The 16726-nt window shown below is 72.9% G+C and carries 12 protein-coding genes; 5 read left to right on the top strand and 7 right to left on the bottom strand.

Features of this window, described 5'->3' with window-relative positions; genetic code table 11:
* Positions 1-99: 99 nt before the first annotated feature.
* A complete protein-coding gene (locus ACJTNH_RS01325; RefSeq protein ID WP_458172435.1) occupies positions 100-1656 on the bottom strand; it encodes a methyl-accepting chemotaxis protein in 1557 nt (518 codons plus the stop codon).
* A 353-nt stretch (positions 1657-2009) separates the two neighbouring features.
* On the opposite strand from ACJTNH_RS01325, the gene ACJTNH_RS01320 reads away from it, so the two are divergent.
* Positions 2010-4223, top strand: coding sequence for a carbon starvation CstA family protein (locus ACJTNH_RS01320; RefSeq protein ID WP_458172434.1), 2214 nt, complete (start codon positions 2010-2012; stop codon positions 4221-4223).
* The gene (locus ACJTNH_RS01315; RefSeq protein ID WP_222193413.1) at positions 4220-4417 is read left to right on the top strand and encodes a CstA-like transporter-associated (seleno)protein; all 198 of its coding nucleotides are present in this window, start codon (positions 4220-4222) and stop codon (positions 4415-4417) included. The genes ACJTNH_RS01320 and ACJTNH_RS01315 overlap by 4 nt, the downstream gene beginning before the upstream one ends.
* 63 nt (positions 4418-4480) lie before the next feature.
* Here ACJTNH_RS01315 and glnA read toward each other — a convergent pair whose 3' ends face one another.
* Positions 4481-5914, bottom strand: a complete 1434-nt coding sequence (glnA, locus tag ACJTNH_RS01310) for a type I glutamate--ammonia ligase (protein WP_458172431.1) — start codon at positions 5912-5914, stop codon at positions 4481-4483.
* Between the two features lie 187 nt (positions 5915-6101).
* Here glnA and ACJTNH_RS01305 point away from each other — a divergent pair, with 187 nt between their 5' ends.
* Positions 6102-6524, top strand: a complete 423-nt coding sequence (locus tag ACJTNH_RS01305) for an RDD family protein (protein WP_458172430.1) — start codon at positions 6102-6104, stop codon at positions 6522-6524.
* Positions 6525-6603: 79 nt separating this feature from the next.
* On the opposite strand, the gene ACJTNH_RS01300 is transcribed toward ACJTNH_RS01305, so the two are convergent.
* The 3 genes from ACJTNH_RS01300 to ACJTNH_RS01290 form a co-directional block, all read right to left on the bottom strand.
* The gene (locus ACJTNH_RS01300) at positions 6604-7476 is read right to left on the bottom strand and encodes a DUF4191 domain-containing protein (RefSeq protein ID WP_458172429.1); all 873 of its coding nucleotides are present in this window, start codon (positions 7474-7476) and stop codon (positions 6604-6606) included.
* A gap of 69 nt (positions 7477-7545) precedes the next feature.
* Complete coding sequence (gene lipA, locus ACJTNH_RS01295) at positions 7546-8535, bottom strand: lipoyl synthase (RefSeq protein WP_458172428.1); 990 nt, start codon at positions 8533-8535, stop codon at positions 7546-7548.
* A 94-nt stretch (positions 8536-8629) separates the two neighbouring features.
* The gene (locus ACJTNH_RS01290) at positions 8630-10054 is read right to left on the bottom strand and encodes a hypothetical protein (RefSeq protein ID WP_458172427.1); all 1425 of its coding nucleotides are present in this window, start codon (positions 10052-10054) and stop codon (positions 8630-8632) included.
* Positions 10055-10185: 131 nt separating this feature from the next.
* Between ACJTNH_RS01290 and ACJTNH_RS01285 the strand changes: the two genes are divergently transcribed.
* Positions 10186-11115 (top strand): LLM class F420-dependent oxidoreductase, encoded by a 930-nt coding sequence (locus tag ACJTNH_RS01285; protein WP_458172425.1) that lies wholly within the window; start codon positions 10186-10188, stop codon positions 11113-11115.
* Positions 11116-11162: 47 nt separating this feature from the next.
* On the opposite strand, the gene ACJTNH_RS01280 is transcribed toward ACJTNH_RS01285, so the two are convergent.
* Together ACJTNH_RS01280 and ACJTNH_RS01275 are read right to left on the bottom strand one after the other, a co-directional pair.
* A complete protein-coding gene (locus ACJTNH_RS01280) occupies positions 11163-11984 on the bottom strand; it encodes a phosphocholine cytidylyltransferase family protein (RefSeq protein ID WP_458172424.1) in 822 nt (273 codons plus the stop codon).
* A 14-nt stretch (positions 11985-11998) separates the two neighbouring features.
* Positions 11999-13114 (bottom strand): CDP-glycerol glycerophosphotransferase family protein, encoded by a 1116-nt coding sequence (locus tag ACJTNH_RS01275; protein ID WP_458172422.1) that lies wholly within the window; start codon positions 13112-13114, stop codon positions 11999-12001.
* Positions 13115-13657: 543 nt separating this feature from the next.
* On the opposite strand from ACJTNH_RS01275, the gene leuS reads away from it, so the two are divergent.
* Complete coding sequence (leuS, locus tag ACJTNH_RS01270) at positions 13658-16594, top strand: leucine--tRNA ligase (protein ID WP_458172420.1); 2937 nt, start codon at positions 13658-13660, stop codon at positions 16592-16594.
* Positions 16595-16726 lie beyond the last annotated feature (132 nt).

Below are 16726 nucleotides of genomic sequence, written 5' to 3'. Positions count from 1 at the left end.
GCGGTCGCCGGTCGGAACCTCCGGCGGTGGATCGGTCGCGCGCCACATGCTGCGGAGCCCCGCACCTCGGTGAGGTGCGGGGCTCCGGGGGCGTGCAGGTCAGACCTGACGGTCGAAGGCCGAGGCCATCCGGGCCTGCTCCTCGAGCACCTCGCCCATCCGGGCCTGGACGGCGTCGAGCTGGCCGATGATCTCGCTGGTGGTGTGGATGCCCTCGGCGACGGCCTTGCTGCTGGCCTGGATGCCGGCGATCTGGTCGGAGACCTTCTGGGTGGCGTCGGCGGTCTCCCGGGCGAGGTCCTTGACCTCGGAGGCGACGACGGCGAAGCCCTTGCCCAGCTCGCCGGCGCGGGCGGCCTCGATGGTGGCGTTGAGCGCGAGCAGGTTGGTCTGGTCGGCGATGCCGGAGATGATCCGGATGACCTCCCCGACCGCGGCCGAGGCCTCGTCGAGGGCCTCGACCTCACCGGTCATGGTGGAGGCCTGGCTGACCGCGCTCTCGGCGACCCGGCCGGCGTCGCCGGCGGCCTCGCGCAGCCGGGAGACGGTGTCCAGCAGCTCGCGGGCGTTGTCGGCGGACTCCTCGGTGCGGCGCAGCACGTCCAGCCGCTGGGAGACCAGCTGCTGGACGTTGCGCAGCGCGGCGGCGCGGGAGTCGGACAGGTCGATGGTCTCGGTGACGAAGAAGTCCATCGTGCCGATCACCCGGCCGCCGACCATGAGCGGGAAGCAGACCCCGGACTTGACCCCGGCGCGCTGGGCGGCCGGCCGGCGCACGCAGTCGGTCATCTCGCCCAGGTCGCGGACGAAGAAGAGGTCCCGGGCCTTCCAGGCCCGGCCGGAGATGCCCACCCCCTCGGCGAAGGAGGCGGCGAGGGTGACCTTGCGGAACTCCTCACCGGCCGAGCCGGACTCCTGCTGGAAGCGCAACACGTTGGCCTCCTCGTCCAGTTTCCAGAACGAGCCGTAGGCCCAGCCGAAGGCCTCCCGCACGGTGTCCAGGGCGATCCGCAGCGCGTGCTCCTGGTCCCGGGCGGCCCCCAGCTCGGTGACCACGGAGGTGACCGCGACCCGGTCGTCGAGGGTCTCCTTCAGCTGGGCGGTGGCCAGCGCTGAGCGGCGGGCGTGGCTGAGCAGCCGGCCCAGCGAGTCCCACTTGCCGGCCCGGTTCCCGCCGAAGGGCATCTCGGCGAGGCCGTAGTACTCGTAGAGGGCGATGACGGTGCCGTTCTCGACCGTGGGCAGCACGCAGCCGTGGGTTGCGCCCGCGGCCAGCGCGCCGGCCCAGCGCAGGCAGCCCTGGTCGCTGCTCTCGTCCACCAGGACGGCGGCCTTGGTGCGGATCGCCTGGCCGCCGTAGCCGTCGGCCGAGGTGACGCTCTGCACCCGGGCCGCCTGGGTGCCGGCCAGCGCGGAGGTCAGCGTGCCGGCCTCGGCGACCAGGTGGAAGGCGCCGTCCGGGCCGGGCAGCCACGTGCCGCCGTAGCTGAGGCCCAGCTCGTCGACCAGCGTCGCGGTGATCGTGCGGTGGGCGTCCAGGGCGTCGGTGACCCCGCGGTCGAGGACGGCGATGACCTTCTCCACCGCCTCCACGTCCCGGGGCATCTCCGCCGTGGTGAGCACGACCTTGTCCGGGGAGCTCGCGCGCCGCCTCATCCATGTCCTCCATCGCCTGACCGGCTCCGCCGGCGGGTGTCCTGTCCCCGGTCACCCGTGCGACGGGTGACGTCCTCTCCTACATCGGCAGGCGGCGCCCGGACTTGACCCGGACGGGAGAGGTGCGCGATCCGGTGGTGCGCGGCCGTCCCCGGCGCGGTCGGGACCGACCCGCGGTCGGGTGCGGGGGAGGGGAGTCGCAGCAGAGTGGCAGCCCCGCCGCGGCCGATGGCACTGCCTCCGGGACGACGCGTCACGCTGTCCGCGGGACGCGGTCCCGTTCGTTCCGGATGTGGTCCTAAGCTCCCTGCTCGACGGCGTCGACGAGGACGCCGCAGTGCTCGGAGGCGCGCATGTCCACGACGGTCACCAGGGACGACGCAAGCGGCGGTGGCGGGCCCCGCGATCCGGGCACCGGGCGCCGGCTGTCGCTGCGCTCGGTGCTCATCTGGACGGCGGTGGCCGCCGTGGGCGCGGTCGCCTGGACGGTGCTGGCGCTGGCCCGCGGCGAGGCGGTGTCCGCGCTGTGGATCCTGTTCGCCGCGCTGTGCTCCTACGCCATCGCCTACCGGTTCTACGCCCGCTTCATCACCTACCGGGTGCTGCGGACCGACGACCGCCGGGCCACCCCGGCCGAGCGGCTGCAGAACGGCGTCGACTACGACGTCACCGACCGGCGGGTGCTGTTCGGCCACCACTTCGCCGCCATCGCCGGCGCCGGCCCGCTGGTCGGGCCGGTGCTCGCCGCGCAGATGGGCTACCTGCCGGGCACCATCTGGATCGTCGTGGGCGTCATCTTCGCCGGCGCCGTCCAGGACCTGACGGTCATGTTCTTCTCGATGCGCCGCAACGGGAAGAGCCTGGGCCAGATGGTCCGCGAGGAGATCGGCCTCGTCGGCGGCATCGCCGCGCTGATCGCCGTCTTCGCCATCATGATCATCATCCTCGCGGTGCTGGCGCTGATCGTGGTCAACGCACTGGCCGAGTCCCCGTGGGGCGTCTTCTCCATCGCACTCACCGTCCCGATCGCGCTGTTCATGGGCGTCTACCTGCGCACGCTGCGGCCGGGCAGGGTGCTGGAGGCCACCGGCATCGGCGTCGTCCTGCTGCTGCTGGCGATCGTCGGCGGCGGCTGGGTGCAGGAGAGCGGGCTGGCCGACGCCCTGACGCTGTCCAAGGAGTGGCTGGTCCTGGCGCTGGTCGTCTACGGGTTCGTCGCCTCGGTGCTGCCGGTCTGGCTGCTGCTCACCCCGCGCGACTACCTGTCGACCTTCATGAAGATCGGCGTCATCGCCCTGCTGGCGGTGAGCCTGCTCATCGCCCGCCCGGTGCTGCAGGCCGACGCGGTCACCGACTTCGCCCGGGAGGGCACCGGCCCGGTGTTCGCCGGGTCGCTGTTCCCGTTCGTGTTCATCACCATCGCCTGCGGCGCGCTGTCGGGCTTCCACGCGCTGATCTCCTCGGGCACGACGCCGAAGATGGTGGCCAAGGAGAGCCAGGTCCGGCTGATCGGCTACGGCGGCATGCTGATGGAGTCCTTCGTCGCGATCAGCGCGCTCATCGCCGCCTGCGTCATCGACCAGGGCCTGTACTTCGCGATGAACAGCCCCGCCGGGGCCACCGGGGGCACGGTCGAGTCGGCCGCGGCCTTCGTCAACGGCTTCGGGTTCGACACCACCGCGCAGGACCTCGCCGCGGCGTCCGCCGCCGTGCAGGAGCCCACGCTGGTCTCGCGCACCGGCGGCGCCCCGACGCTGGCCGTCGGCATCTCGCAGATCTTCAGCGACGCCTTCGGTGGCGGGCTCCAGGCGTTCTGGTACCACTTCGCGATCATGTTCGAGGCGCTGTTCATCCTCACCGCCGTCGACGCCGGCACCCGGGTGGGCCGGTTCATGCTGCAGGACTCGATCGGCAACGTCTGGAAGCGCTTCGGCGACCTGTCCTGGCGGCCGGGCAACCTGATCGCCAGCGCCGTCGTCGTCGGCCTGTGGGGCTCGGTGCTCTACATCGGCGTCACCGACCCGCTGGGCGGGGTCAACCAGCTGTTCCCGCTGTTCGGCATCGCCAACCAGCTCCTCGCGGCGATCGCCCTGACGCTGGTGACCGTGCTGCTGATCAAGCACGGCAAGGCGCGCTACGCCTGGGTCACCGGCGTGCCGCTGGTCTGGGACCTCGTGGTCACCATGACGGCGAGCTGGCAGAAGGTCTTCTCCGACGTCCCGGCGATCGGCTACTTCGCCCAGGCGCAGCGGTACCGCGACGCCCGGGACGCCGGCGAGCTGCTCGCGCCCGCGCAGGACCAGGGGCAGATGGACCAGGTCGTCTTCAACTCCACCCTCAACGGTGTGCTGCAGGCCTTCTTCGCGGTGCTGGTGCTCGTGGTCGCCGCCAACGCCGCGGTGGTCGTCGTCCGGGCCCTGCGGGCCGGGGGGCTGCCGACCACGGAGGAGCCCGCCACGCCGTCCCAGCTGGTCGAGCCGGCCGACCTGTTCGCCACCGCGGCGGAGAAGCGGGCCATGGCCGAGCACCGGGCGATGGCCGGTGCAGGAGAGGGGACCTGGCGGTGACGGCGGTCCGGGAGGCCGTCGTCCGGGCCGCGCGCGGGGTGCGGTGGTACCTGCGCGAGTTCAGCGGGGAGGCCCGCTGGGACGAGCACCTGCGCGAGTGTGCCGCCCACGGGCACGAGCCGTTGAGCCGGCGGGAGTTCGAGCGCCGCCGGTCCGACGCGCTGGAGCGCACGCCGGTCAGCCGCTGCTGCTGACCCGGACGTACAGCGGCCCCCGACCTCGGTGAGGTCGGGGGCCGCTGTCGAGGAGCCGGTGGATCAGATGTCGTAGTACATCGCGAACTCGTGCGGGTGCGGGCGGAGGCGGATCGGGTCGATCTCGTTCTCCCGCTTGTACTCGATCCAGGTCTCGATCAGGTCGGAGGTGAACACGCCACCGTCGAGCAGGTAGTCGTGGTCGATTTCGAGCCGGTCGAGCACCGCGTCCAGCGACGCCGGCACCTTCTCGATGCCCAGGGCCTCCTCGGGCGGCAGCTCGTAGAGGTCCTTGTCGACCGGGGCCGGCGGCTCGATCTTGTTCTTGATGCCGTCGAGGCCGGCCATCATCATCGCCGAGAAGGCGAGGTAGGGGTTGGCCGACGGGTCGGGCACCCGGAACTCGATGCGCTTGGCCTTCGGGCTGTCACCGGAGATCGGGATCCGGCAGCAGGCCGAGCGGTTGCGGGCGGAGTAGACCAGGTTGATCGGCGCCTCGTAGCCGGGCACCAGGCGGTGGTAGCTGTTCACCGTCGGGTTGGTGAACGCCAGCAGCGACGGGGCGTGGGCGAGCAGGCCACCGATGTAGTGCCGGGCGGTGTCGGACAGGCCCGCGTAGCCGGTCTCGGCGTGGAAGAGCGGCTGGCCGTCCTTCCAGAGGCTCTGGTGGCAGTGCATGCCGGAGCCGTTGTCACCGAACAGCGGCTTGGGCATGAAGGTGGCGGTCTTGCCGTGCGCCCAGGCGGTGTTCTTCACGACGTACTTGAACAGCATCAGGCTGTCGGCCGAGCGCAGCAGCGTGTCGAACTTGTAGTTGATCTCGGCCTGACCGCCGGTGCCCACCTCGTGGTGACCGCGCTCGAGCTCCAGCCCAGCGTTGGCCAGGTTGACCATCATCGTGGCGCGCAGGTCGCTCTGGTGGTCGTAGGGCTCGACCGGGAAGTACCCGCCCTTGGGCCGGGTCTTGTAGCCCAGGTTGGGGCCACCGTTCTCGCCGGTCAGCGCCCCGCTGTTCCAGGAGCCCTCGACCGCGTCGATGTGGTAGTAGCCCTCGTTGATCGAGGTGTTGTGGCGCACCGAGTCGAACACGTAGAACTCGGCCTCGGGGCCGAAGTACGCGGTGTCGGCGATGCCGGAGCTGGCCAGGTAGGCCTCGGCCTTCTTCGCCACGTTGCGCGGGTCGCGGCTGTAGGCCTCGCGCGTGATCGGGTCGTGGATGAAGAAGTTGATGTTCAGCGTCTTGTGGATGCGGAACGGGTCGACGTAGGCGCTGCTCGCGTCGGGCAGCAGCAGCATGTCGGACTCGTTGATCGCCTGGAAGCCGCGGATCGACGAGCCGTCGAAGCCCAGGCCGTCGGCGAAGGTGTCCGGCCCGAACGTCTCCGCAGGGATGGTGAAGTGCTGCATGACGCCGGGGAGGTCGCAGAACCGGACGTCGACGAACTTCACGTCGTTGTCGCGGATGTAGGCGGTGACCTCTTCGGGACTGTTGAACATCGATCCTCCGGGAGTGGACGGCCAGCTCAACGGCAAGCTACGAGCGGGGAGTTGCTCTCCGGTGTCCCTCGTGTTTCCTGCCGGTAACACCGTCTCCGGCGTGTCGCCGGGAGACGGTCGCCGCGGCCGGTCGCCCCGCCGAACGGTCCCGGCCGGGACGGCGCCGGGGAGGTCCTACGCTGACGGGATGGCCGCGGACGACGCCCCACCCTCTCAGCAACGCACCCGTGGCGCCGCACTGGGGCTGCCCGCGGACGGACCCGGATCGCTCGCCTCGTTCGGGCAGCGCAGCGTCGCCTTCGTCCTCGACGCCTTCGCCGCCGCCCTCATCGCCGGGCTGGTGACCGCCCCCGAGCTGCCGCGCAACTGGAGCCTGCTGTCCTTCGGCCTGGTCACCGTGGTCTTCCTGGTGCTGACCGGGCAGACCCCGGGCATGCGCCTGCTGGGGTTGCGGCTGGCCCACCCGCAGCCGGGCCGGCGACTGGCGCTGTGGCGGGCCGTCGTCCGCACGGCACTGCTGATGCTGCTGCTGCCGGCCCTGGTCGTGGACTCCGACGGGCGCGGCCTGCACGACCGGCTCACCGACACCGCGGTGATCCGCGAGCGCTGAGGCCGGCAGCCAGTGGCCGCAGTACCGCAGAACGCCCCCGAGCCGGTCGGCTCGGGGGCGTTCTGCGGTACGGGGTGGCTCAGCGGCGGCGGACCTGGCGCTGGCTCACCGACATCTGCCGGCCACCGGGCAGCGGCCCGCCGGGCACGGGCATCCGGGCGCCACCGAGGGCGGCCATCCGCTTGCCGAGGGCGTTGACCTCCGCGCCGGAGAGGTTGCGGGGCAGCTTCATGACGTGCGAGCTCAGCTTCTTCAGCGGGACCTGGCCCTCGCCGTCGCCGACCGTCACGTCGTAGATCGGGGTGTCGCCGACGACCTTGGCGATCCGCCGCTTCTCCGCCGCGATCAGGCCGCGGACCCGGCCGGGGTTGCCCTCGCCGACCAGCACGATCCCGGGCCGGCCGAGCACCCGGTGGACGGCGTCGAGCTCGCGGTTGCCGGCGACGCCGGAGCTGACCCGCCAGTCACCGCGCATCCCGTCCAGCACCCACGACGCTGCACCCGGCTGGCCCTCGACCTGCCGGTAGGCCGACCCCTGGGCGCGGCGGCCGAAGACGATCAGGGCCGCCAGCAGGCCGAGCAGGACGGCGATGGGCAGGAAGAGGAAGGGGGAGCTGAGCAGCACGCCGACCAGCTCGATCACCGCGAACACCACCACGAAGGCGATGAGCATGAACCACGGCAGCTTCGGGTCGTTCTTGTACGTCATCGAGTAGGCCTGGCGCATCATGCGGGCCTGGCCCTTGAGCTTGGTCAGCCGCGACGTCTTCGGCTTCCCGTCCTTGCCGAGCTTGGGCGCCTTGCCCGGCTTCGGGGCCGTGCCCGGCTTGGCGGCCTTGCCCGCGGCGCCCACCGCGGTGGCGCCCGTGCCGCGTCCGGGCGCGCCGCCTGCCGGGCCGCGCCCGGCGGCGCCGGAGGGGGCGGAGGAGTCGGTGGACCTGCTGCGTGCCATGCCCCAAGAGTAAGACCCTGCTGTGCCCGCCCCGCGCGATGCGCGCCGCGACCGCGCGGGGCGGTGTGCTCAGCGGGTGGTGACGGCCAGTCCGCGGGCCTCGGCGGCCTGCTGGTAGAGCCGCCCGGCGCGGTAGGAGCTGCGCACCAACGGACCGGAGAGGACACCGGCGAAGCCGATCCGCTCCGCCTCGGCGTTGAAGCCGACGAACTCCTCGGGCTTGACCCACCGGACCACCGGGTGGTGCCGGACGCTGGGCCGCAGGTACTGGGTGATCGTCAGCAGGTCGCACCCGGCGTCGTGCAGCGCCTGCATCGTCTCCACGACCTCCTCCGGCTCCTCGCCCATGCCCAGGATCAGGTTGGACTTGGTGACCAGGCCGGCCTCGCGGGCGGCGGTGATGACCGACAGGGAGCGCTCGAACCGGAAGCCGGGGCGGATCCGCTTGAAGATGCGCGGCACCGTCTCGACGTTGTGCGCCAGCACCTCCGGGCGGGAGGAGAAGACCTCGGCCAGCTGGTCGGGCTCGGCGTTGAAGTCGGGGATGAGCAGCTCGACACCGCAGCCGGGCAGCGCGCCGTGGATCTGCCGCACCGTCTCGGCGTACAGCCAGGCGCCGCCGTCGGGCAGGTCGTCACGGGCCACCCCGGTGACCGTGGCGTACTTCAGGCCCATCGTCGCGACGCTCTCGGCGACCCGGCGGGGCTCGTCGGCGTCGAAGTCCGCGGGCTTGCCGGTGTCGATCTGACAGAAGTCGCAGCGTCGCGTGCACTGGTCACCGCCGATGAGGAAGGTCGCCTCGCGGTCCTCCCAGCACTCGTAGATGTTGGGGCAGCCCGCCTCCTCGCACACCGTGTGCAGACCCTCGCGGCGGACCAGCGACTTGAGCTCGGTGTACTCCGGCCCGGTCTTCAGCTTGGTCTTGATCCACTCGGGCTTGCGCTCGATCGGCGTCTGGCTGTTGCGGACCTCCAGGCGCAGCAGCTTGCGGCCGGCCGGTTCGATCCGGGACGACGTGTCCGGGGTTGCCGGTGACGCCTCCTCCATGCCCAGGCTCATGTCCAGCACGGTACTCCCGCCTCCCGTCCGCGCCCGGAGACGCCGGAGGGGGCCCAGCCGATGGCTGGACCCCCTCCGGGTGGTGCGGCGTGGATCAGCCGCGGGTGTTGCCGGGCTCGCCCGCCGGCCCCTCGTCGTCACCGGTCGGACCGGCCGAGGCCACCGGGGTGTCGGGGTCGTTTCGGGTGCTCGACGACGGCTCCGGCGCCGACTGGTTGCTCGGCTCACCGGGCCCGGAGGCCGGCTGGGCCTCCAGTGCGCCGATGTCGGTGTCGGTCGGGCTGGAGTCGGAGGGAGCCGTCTCAGCGGTGGAGACGGTCTTGCCCTGGGCCTGCGGTGACTCGCTACCGCCTGCGGGAGTGCTCGGGGAACTGGACACGGGGTCCTCTCGATAGCTGGGCACGGGGCCGTCGCCGGTCGGCGCCGGGGTCCACTGGTCCTCGGGGGCGTTGCGGCGGATGAGGATCGCCACACCCGCGGCCAGCACGGCCAGGGCGGCGACGACCCACGGCCAGCGGCGGGGCTGCTCCTCGATGCCCACGCTGCGCTTCACCGAGGTGACGGTGGTGGCGGTGCGCTTGCCGGCCTCCTTGCGGGCCCGGGCGGCCGCCTTCTCCAGCTCGGCCCGCCGCTTGGCCGCCTTCTTGCCGAGCTTGTCGGCCTTCTTGCCGAGCTTCGCCGCCTTCTTGCTGGCGGCGGCCCGGTTGGCGTCGGCGACGGCCCGCAGCGCGACCACCCGGGCGGCCGCCTGGTCACGGGCGGCCTCGGCGGCCGCCACGGCGTCCTGGCGCACCTTCTCGCCCTGCTTCGCGGTGGCCGCGCCCACGGTGGTGGCCGTGGTGGCCAGCTCGGCGGTGCGCGCCTCGAGCAGCGCGCGGGCGGCCTCGGCCTGGGCGACCAGGTTCGCCCGGGCGGTGTCGAGTGCCGGACCGGCGGCGTCGCGTGCGGCGATCACCCGCGGTGCGGCGTACGCGGCGGCCGCGGACGTCGCCGCGCTGAGCCTCGGGCCGGCGGCGTCGCGGGCGGCCTCGATCCGCGGGGTGGCGGCCGCGATGGCCGACTCCAGGTTCGCCCGGGCCGTCTTGGCGGCGGCCTCCAGCGCCGGGCCGCTCGCCTCCCGGGCGGCCTCGATCCGCGGCGTCGCGGCTGCGACCGCCGTCTCCAGGTTCGCCCGGGCGACCTTGGTCGCAGCCTCCAGCCGCGGCACGACGTCGGCCTCGTAGGCCTTCTGTGCGGCCTCCAGCCGGGGGGCGAGCGTCTTCTGCGCGGCCTCGAGCCGGGGGACCAGCACCTCACGGGCGGCGTCGAGCTGCGGGGCCAGGGCGGCGACCGCTGCCTCCACCCGCGGGGCGACGTCGGCGGCGTAGGCCGTCTGCGCGGCCTTGGTGGCCGCGGCCACCTGGGGTGCGAGCTGCTCCGCGGTCGCCCGACGGGCCTCGGTGACCGCGGCGCCGATGTGGGCGAACCCCTCCTGCAACTCGGTCCCGATGACCTCTGTCGAGCTCTTCTTGCCGAACACTCCAGCACCTCCGAGTTGATCGCGTCGCGATCATCCTGCCCGCCTTCGCCCGTGGGCACACCCCGAGGTCCGCGCCGCCGGGGCGTGGCGCGGGCCGGGCACCGCGCCGCGCGGCTGGCTAGGTTGCCCCTGTGCAGCTACGGATCTTCACCGAACCCCAGATGGGCGCCACCTACGACGACCTGCTCGCGGTGGCCCGGCGCACCGAGGAGACCGGCTTCGACGCCTTCTTCCGGTCCGACCACTACCTGACCATGGGCGGGGACGGGCTGCCCGGCCCGACCGACGCCTGGGTGACCCTGGCCGGGCTGGCCCGGGAGACCAGCCGCATCCGGCTGGGCACGCTGATGACGGCGGCGACCTTCCGGCTGCCCGGGCCGCTGGCCATCTCGGTGGCCCAGGTCGACCAGATGAGCGGCGGCCGGGTGGAGCTGGGCATCGGCTCGGGCTGGTTCGCCGAGGAGCACAGCGCGTACGGCATCCCGTTCCCGGAGCTGGGGGAGCGGTTCGACCGCTACGAGGAGCAGCTCGCGGTGATCAGCGGGCTGTGGGGCACGCCGGTGGGGGAGACCTTCGACTTCGCCGGTGACCACTACCAGCTCAGCGGCTCCCCGGCGCTGCCCAAGCCGGTGCAGCCCGGCGGCATCCCGATCCTGGTCGGGGGCAACGGCAAGAAGCGCACGCCGCGGCTGGCCGCCCGCTACGCCGCCGAGTTCAACGTGCCGTTCGCCTCGGCCGAGGAGAACGCCCGGCTGTTCGCCGGCGTCCGGGACGCCTGCACCGAGGTCGGCCGCGACCCGGCCGAGCTGGTCCACAGCTCTGCGCTCGTGCTGTGCGTCGGCCGGGACGACGCCGAGCTGGCCCGTCGCGCCGCCGCCATCGGCCGGGACGTCGACGAGCTGCGGGCGCACGGCGTGGCCGGCACCCCGGCCGAGGCCGTCGACACCCTCGGCCGCTACGCCGAGGCCGGCGCGAGCCGGGTCTACCTGCAGGTGCTCGACCTCGCCGACCTGGACCACCTGGACCTGGTCGCGGCCGAGGTCGCCCCGCAGCTGGGGTGACCGGCGCGACGCCCCGCCCGCCGGGTGGCGGACGGGGCGTCGCGGGGTCAGCCCAGCTCGGAGGCCAGCGGCTCCAGGGCCGCCCGCGACCCCAGCCAGGTGTTGGCCCGCTGCAGGTCGTCGTCGAAGTCGACCTCGACGGCGGAGAAGCGGGAGATGTCCAGCGGCCGGAACTGCACCCCGGCGTGCTGGACGGCCAGCTCCATGCCCCGCTCGAAGTAGTCGCTGGGCTCGCAGGCGGCCAGGTGCTCGATCAGCGCGGCCTTGTCCGCCCCGGAGACGTAGTTGATGCCGACCGCCTCCCCCAGCCCACCGATCACGGTCTTGGACAGCTCGGCGATGTACCCGTCCTCGCCGAGGGTGTACTTGACCTCCTCGTCGGCCACCGTGGAGGTGTCGACGCAGACGAAGCTCTGGTCGGCGTGCACCAGCGGGGCGGCGTGGTCGAGCACCGCCGGATCGAACACGACGTCCCCGTTCAGCCACAGCACACCGCCGGGGTGCGAGGTCCGCAGCGCGCGCAGGAGGCTCTGCGAGGTGTTGGTGACGGCGAAGTCGGGGTTGAAGGCGAACAGCAGGTCCGGCTGCGCCCGCATGACGGCCTTGGCCCGGTAGCCCACGACCGCGGTGACCGGCGTCGCGTCGCCGAAGACGGCGCGGACGCCGTCCAGCTGCTGCTGCATGATGCTGCGGCCGTCCATCAGCGGGGTGAGCGGCTTGGGCAGCTTCCGGCCGAGCCGGGTGCCCATGCCCGCGGCGAGCACCACCACCTGCGGGCCGGCGCTGCCGGGCTCGGCGGGACGGACGGCGACCAGGGGACGAGACCGCTCATCGCGGCCCCCGGTCAGGATCGGGTCAGCAGTGCGCATGCTCATCTCCTCGGTCAGTCGTTCGTGGGCACGGGGGTGGTGGCCGGCCGGGCGGGGCCGCCGGCCGGGGAGAAGAACAACTGCAGGACCCGCTCGGTGGCGGCGCCGTCCTCCAGCGAGCAGAACCTCTCCCGGAAACGGTTGTACCGCTCCGAGGGCTGCCACGGCTGCCGGCCCAGCTCGGCGATCGCGGCGACGACCTCCTCGCTGGTGGTCCACAGCGGCCCCGGCGCGATCTCGGCCAGGTCGAAGTAGAAGCCGCGCAGGTCGTCCCGGTAGTGCTCGAGGTCGTAGGTGAAGTGGACGATCGGCTTCCCGGTGACGGCGAAGTCGAACATCGTCGAGGAGTAGTCGGTGACCAGGACGTCGGCCGCCAGGTACAGCTCGCTGACGTCCGGGTACCGGGAGACGTCGAGCAGCGGCGGCGAGCCCTGCACCACCAGCCGGTCGGACACCATCGCGTGCAGCCGGACGAGCAGCACGTGGTCGGGCCCCAGGTCCCGCGCGAGGTCACCGAGGTCGACCGGGAGGTCGTACGACGGGCCGTCGTCGGAGAGCACCAGGTCGTCCCGCCAGGTCGGTGCGTAGAGCACCGCCCGCACGTGCTCGGCGATGCCCAGGGCCGCACGCACCCGGGCACGGCGCTCGTCCCGGTCCGGGGCGCTGAGCACGTCGTTGCGCGGGTACCCGGTCTCGTGCACCGGGCCGGTGAACCCGAACGCACTGCGCAGGTGCGGGGTGCTGGCCGCGTTGGGGGAGAGCAGGTGGTCCCACCGGGCGATGTCCCGCATGATCATCTCCAGCCGGCCCTCCGGCGCCCAGACCGCGTCCCGGTGCAGGCGCTTGAGCGGAGTGCCGTGCCAGGTCTGCAGGTAGGTCGTGGTCGGCTGCTTGTCCCACTCCCGGGACAGGCCGTCGTTGGAGACGATCACGTCGGCGGACTCCAGTGCCGCACGCGCGCCGGGGCCCCAGTGCTCCTCGAGGTGCGCGTCGGCCGGGAAGTCGCCGCGCAGCTCCGGGCGGGCCAGCCACACGGCGTCCATCTCGGTGCCGCGGGCGACGAGCGCCTCGTAGATGGCCCGCGGGTTGTCGGAGTACCGGCCGCCGAAGCTGTTGAAGACGACCCTCACCGGCGTCGGCCCGGCACGGAGGTGACCTGAGCCGTCCGGCGCGGGGCGCACCCCAGGGCCTGGGGGCGTGCTGGGCGCTGTCTCATGCTCACTCCTCCTCCGTGCTCTCGGCTCGACCGCTGTGTGTGACCGCCGCTGTCCGTGCCCCAGGGGGCGTGCGCTGGGTGCGCAGCCGCTCTGGTCGGTGCGTCGACGCACCCGGCCGGCACCGGGTCGGGCCCCCGGTCGCGCTGCCGCCTGCCGAGCGGCGCTGCGGAGTCCGGTGGACCTCGACGACCCGGGGCGAGCGGGCCCCGCTCGTCCGGCCCGGGGCGCCCCAGGCCGGAGTTCCGTGCCCGGTTGTGGCCGAGCCACTGCAGGCTACGGGCTGACCGGCCCCGGAGTCGAGCTGGGGGCCGTGGCCACGCGCTAGGATCGGCCCCGTGACCGGCGGACTCCTGCTTCCCCAGCCGTGCTGATCTGACCTGACGCAGAGCAGCACGGCGACCCCTCCTGTGTGAGGGGTCTTTTCATGTCCGCCCCTCGTACCCGGGAGCACCGACCATGAGCCAGACGGCCAGCCAGCACACCGAGCCCCCCGCCGACGGGGTGCCGCCGCACCGCTACACACCGGCGCTGGCGCAGCAGATCGAGCTCGCCTGGCAGGACCGCTGGGAGGCCGAGGGCACCTTCCACACGCCCAACCCGACCGGCCGGCTGAGCGAGGGCTTCGACCGGGTGGCCGACCGGCCCAAGGCCTTCCTGATGGACATGTTCCCGTACCCCTCGGGTGCGGGCCTGCACGTCGGGCACCCGCTGGGCTACCTGGGCACCGACGTCACCAGCCGCTTCCTGCGGATGGACGGCCACAACGTGCTGCACCCCATGGGCTACGACGCGTTCGGCCTGCCCGCCGAGCAGTTCGCGGTGCAGACCGGGCAGCACCCGCGGGTCACGACCGAGGCCAACATCGCCGCGATCAGCGCCCAGCTGCGCCGGCTGGGCGTCGACCACGACACCCGTCGCACCTTCGCCACGATCGACCCGGGCTACTACCGGTGGACCCAGTGGATCTTCCGGCAGATCTTCGAGGCCTGGTTCGACGAGTCCGCCGACGGTGGGCGCGGCAAGGCGCGGCCGATCGCCGAACTGGTCACTGAGCTGGACGCCGGCACCCGGCAGCCCGCCGAGGGCACGCTGCCCGAGGGGCGCACCTGGGCGCAGCTGTCCGCCACCGAGCGCCGCCGGGTCGTCGACGCGCACCGGCTGGCCTACCTGCACGAGGCCCCGGTCAACTGGTGCCCGGGCCTGGGCACCGTGCTGTCCAACGAGGAGGTCACCGCCGACGGTCGCTCCGAGCGCGGCAACTTCCCGGTCTTCCGGCGTCCGCTGACCCAGTGGATGATGCGGATCACCTCCTACGCCGAGCGGCTGCTGACCGACCTGGACCGGCTGGACTGGTCGGACTCGCTGAAGCAGATGCAGCGCAACTGGATCGGCCGTTCGACCGGTGCCCGGATCCGGTTCCGGGTGGGCGGGGGCGAAACCAGGGGATCGGGCGTCGATGAGACCGTCGAGGTCTTCACCACCCGCCCGGACACCCTGTTCGGCGCCACCTACCTGGTGCTGGCCCCCGAGCACCCGCTGGTCGGCGCGCTGACCGCCGGCGCGTGGCCCGAGGGCACCGACCCGCGCTGGACCGCCGACGCGGCCACCCCGGCCGAGGCGGTCGCCGCCTACCAGCGGCAGGCCTCCCGCCGCTCGGAGCTGGACCGGCAGGCCGAGGGCCGGGAGAAGACCGGCGTCTGGCTGGGCGTGAGCGCGCGCAACCCGCTGACCGGCACCGACCTGCCGGTGTTCATCGCCGACTACGTGCTGACCGGCTACGGCACCGGCGCGATCATGGCGGTGCCCGGCGAGGACGCCCGCGACTGGGACTTCGCGCAGGAGTTCGGGTTGCCCGTCGTCCGCACCGTGCAGCCGCCGGCCGACTTCGACGGCGGCGCCTACACCGGCACCGGCCCGATGATCAACAGCTCGAACGAGCAGCTGTCCCTGGACGGGCTGGACAAGGCCGCGGCGATCGCGAGGGTGACCGAGTGGCTGGTCGCCACCGGCGCCGGCGAGGCGACGACGACCTACAAGCTGCGCGACTGGCTGTTCAGCCGGCAGCGGTACTGGGGCGAGCCGTTCCCGGTCGTCTACGCCGTCGACGGCGAGGACGCCGGCCTGCCGGTCGCCGTCCCGGAGTCGATGCTGCCGGTGCTGCTGCCCGACGTCGACGACTACTCGCCCAAGACCTTCGCCGACGACGACGCCGACTCCAAGCCCGAGCCGCCGCTGTCCCGCGCGACCGAGTGGACGACGGTCACCCTCGACCTGGGCGACGGGCCGCGGGAGTACCGCCGCGAGACCAACACGATGCCCAACTGGGCCGGTTCGTGCTGGTACTACCTGCGCTACCTCGACCCCGGCGACGACGAGCGGTTCGTCGACCCGGAGCTGGAGGCCTACTGGATGGGCCCGCGCGAGCCGGGCGACGTCGGTGGGGTCGACCTGTACGTCGGCGGTGTGGAGCACGCGGTGCTGCACCTGCTGTACGCCCGGTTCTGGCACAAGGTGCTGTTCGACCTGGGGCACGTGTCCAGCGAGGAGCCCTTCCGCCGGCTGGTCAACCAGGGCTACATCTCCGCCTTCGCCTACACCGACGCCCGCGGCTTCTACGTGCCCGCCGCCGAGGTGGTGGAGAAGGACGGCCAGTTCTTCTACGAGGGGGAGCCGGTCAACCGTGAGTACGGGAAGATCGGCAAGAGCCTGAAGAACATGGTCACCCCCGACGAGATGATCGGGCAGTACGGGGCCGACACGTTCCGGGTCTACGAGATGTCCACCGGGCCGCTGGACCAGTCCCGGCCCTGGGAGACCAAGGCCGTGGTGGGCTCGCAGCGGCTGCTGCAGCGGGTGTGGCGGGTCGTGGTCGACGAGGAGACCGGCGAGGTGCGCGCCGCCGACGTCGAGCCCGACGACGAGACCTCGCGCGCGCTGCACCGGGCGATCGAGGCCGTGCGCGACGGCATGACCACGCTGCGGTTCAACATCGCCATCGCTCGGATCACCGAGCTGACCAACCACCTGACCTCGGCCTGCCCGCCGGGGACGCCGGTGCCCCGCTCGGTCGCCGAGTCGCTGGTGCTGCTGGCCGCACCGCTGGCCCCGCACCTGGCCGAGGAGCTGTGGTCCCGGCTGGGGCACACCGGCTCGGTGGCCTGGGCGTCGTTCCCGGTCGCCGACCCGCAGTGGCTGGTCGACGAGACGGTGGAGGTCGCCGTGCAGGTCAACGGCAAGGTCCGGGCGCAGGTCGCGGTGCCGGCCGACGCGGACGCCGCTGCGCTGGAGGCGGCGGCGCGGGCCGACGAGAAGGTCGCCGCGCAGCTGGAGGGCAAGACCGTGCGCCGGGTGATCGCGGTGCCGGGCCGGCTGGTCAACTTCGTCGTCGCCTGACCCCCGGACAACGGGTCACCTGATCCACGACCGTCCTCCCGCACCAGCGTCGGTGGGGGAGGACGGCCATCGGTGCGGTGGGACGTCGGCCGGGTCCGTCTCGGCCCCTGCAGCCGGCCGACGCCGTGCCGG

The sequence above is a fragment of the Modestobacter lacusdianchii genome (assembly GCF_054177765.1).
Note: the sequence above shows the minus strand (reverse complement) of the source record. Positions and strands in the feature narration are given on the sequence as shown.

What these genes read in the sequence shown, in the direction of transcription:
- ACJTNH_RS01325 (WP_458172435.1), bottom strand. Translation starts at nt 1,656, where the DNA reads ATGAGGCGGCGCGCGAGCTCCCCGGACAAGGTCGTGCTCACCACGGCG.
- ACJTNH_RS01320 (WP_458172434.1), top strand. Translation starts at nt 2,010, where the DNA reads ATGTCCACGACGGTCACCAGGGACGACGCAAGCGGCGGTGGCGGGCCC.
- glnA (WP_458172431.1), bottom strand. Translation starts at nt 5,914, where the DNA reads ATGTTCAACAGTCCCGAAGAGGTCACCGCCTACATCCGCGACAACGAC.
- ACJTNH_RS01305 (WP_458172430.1), top strand. Translation starts at nt 6,102, where the DNA reads ATGGCCGCGGACGACGCCCCACCCTCTCAGCAACGCACCCGTGGCGCC.
- ACJTNH_RS01300 (WP_458172429.1), bottom strand. Translation starts at nt 7,476, where the DNA reads ATGGCACGCAGCAGGTCCACCGACTCCTCCGCCCCCTCCGGCGCCGCC.
- lipA (WP_458172428.1), bottom strand. Translation starts at nt 8,535, where the DNA reads ATGAGCCTGGGCATGGAGGAGGCGTCACCGGCAACCCCGGACACGTCG.
- ACJTNH_RS01280 (WP_458172424.1), bottom strand. Translation starts at nt 11,984, where the DNA reads ATGCGCACTGCTGACCCGATCCTGACCGGGGGCCGCGATGAGCGGTCT.
- leuS (WP_458172420.1), top strand. Translation starts at nt 13,658, where the DNA reads ATGAGCCAGACGGCCAGCCAGCACACCGAGCCCCCCGCCGACGGGGTG.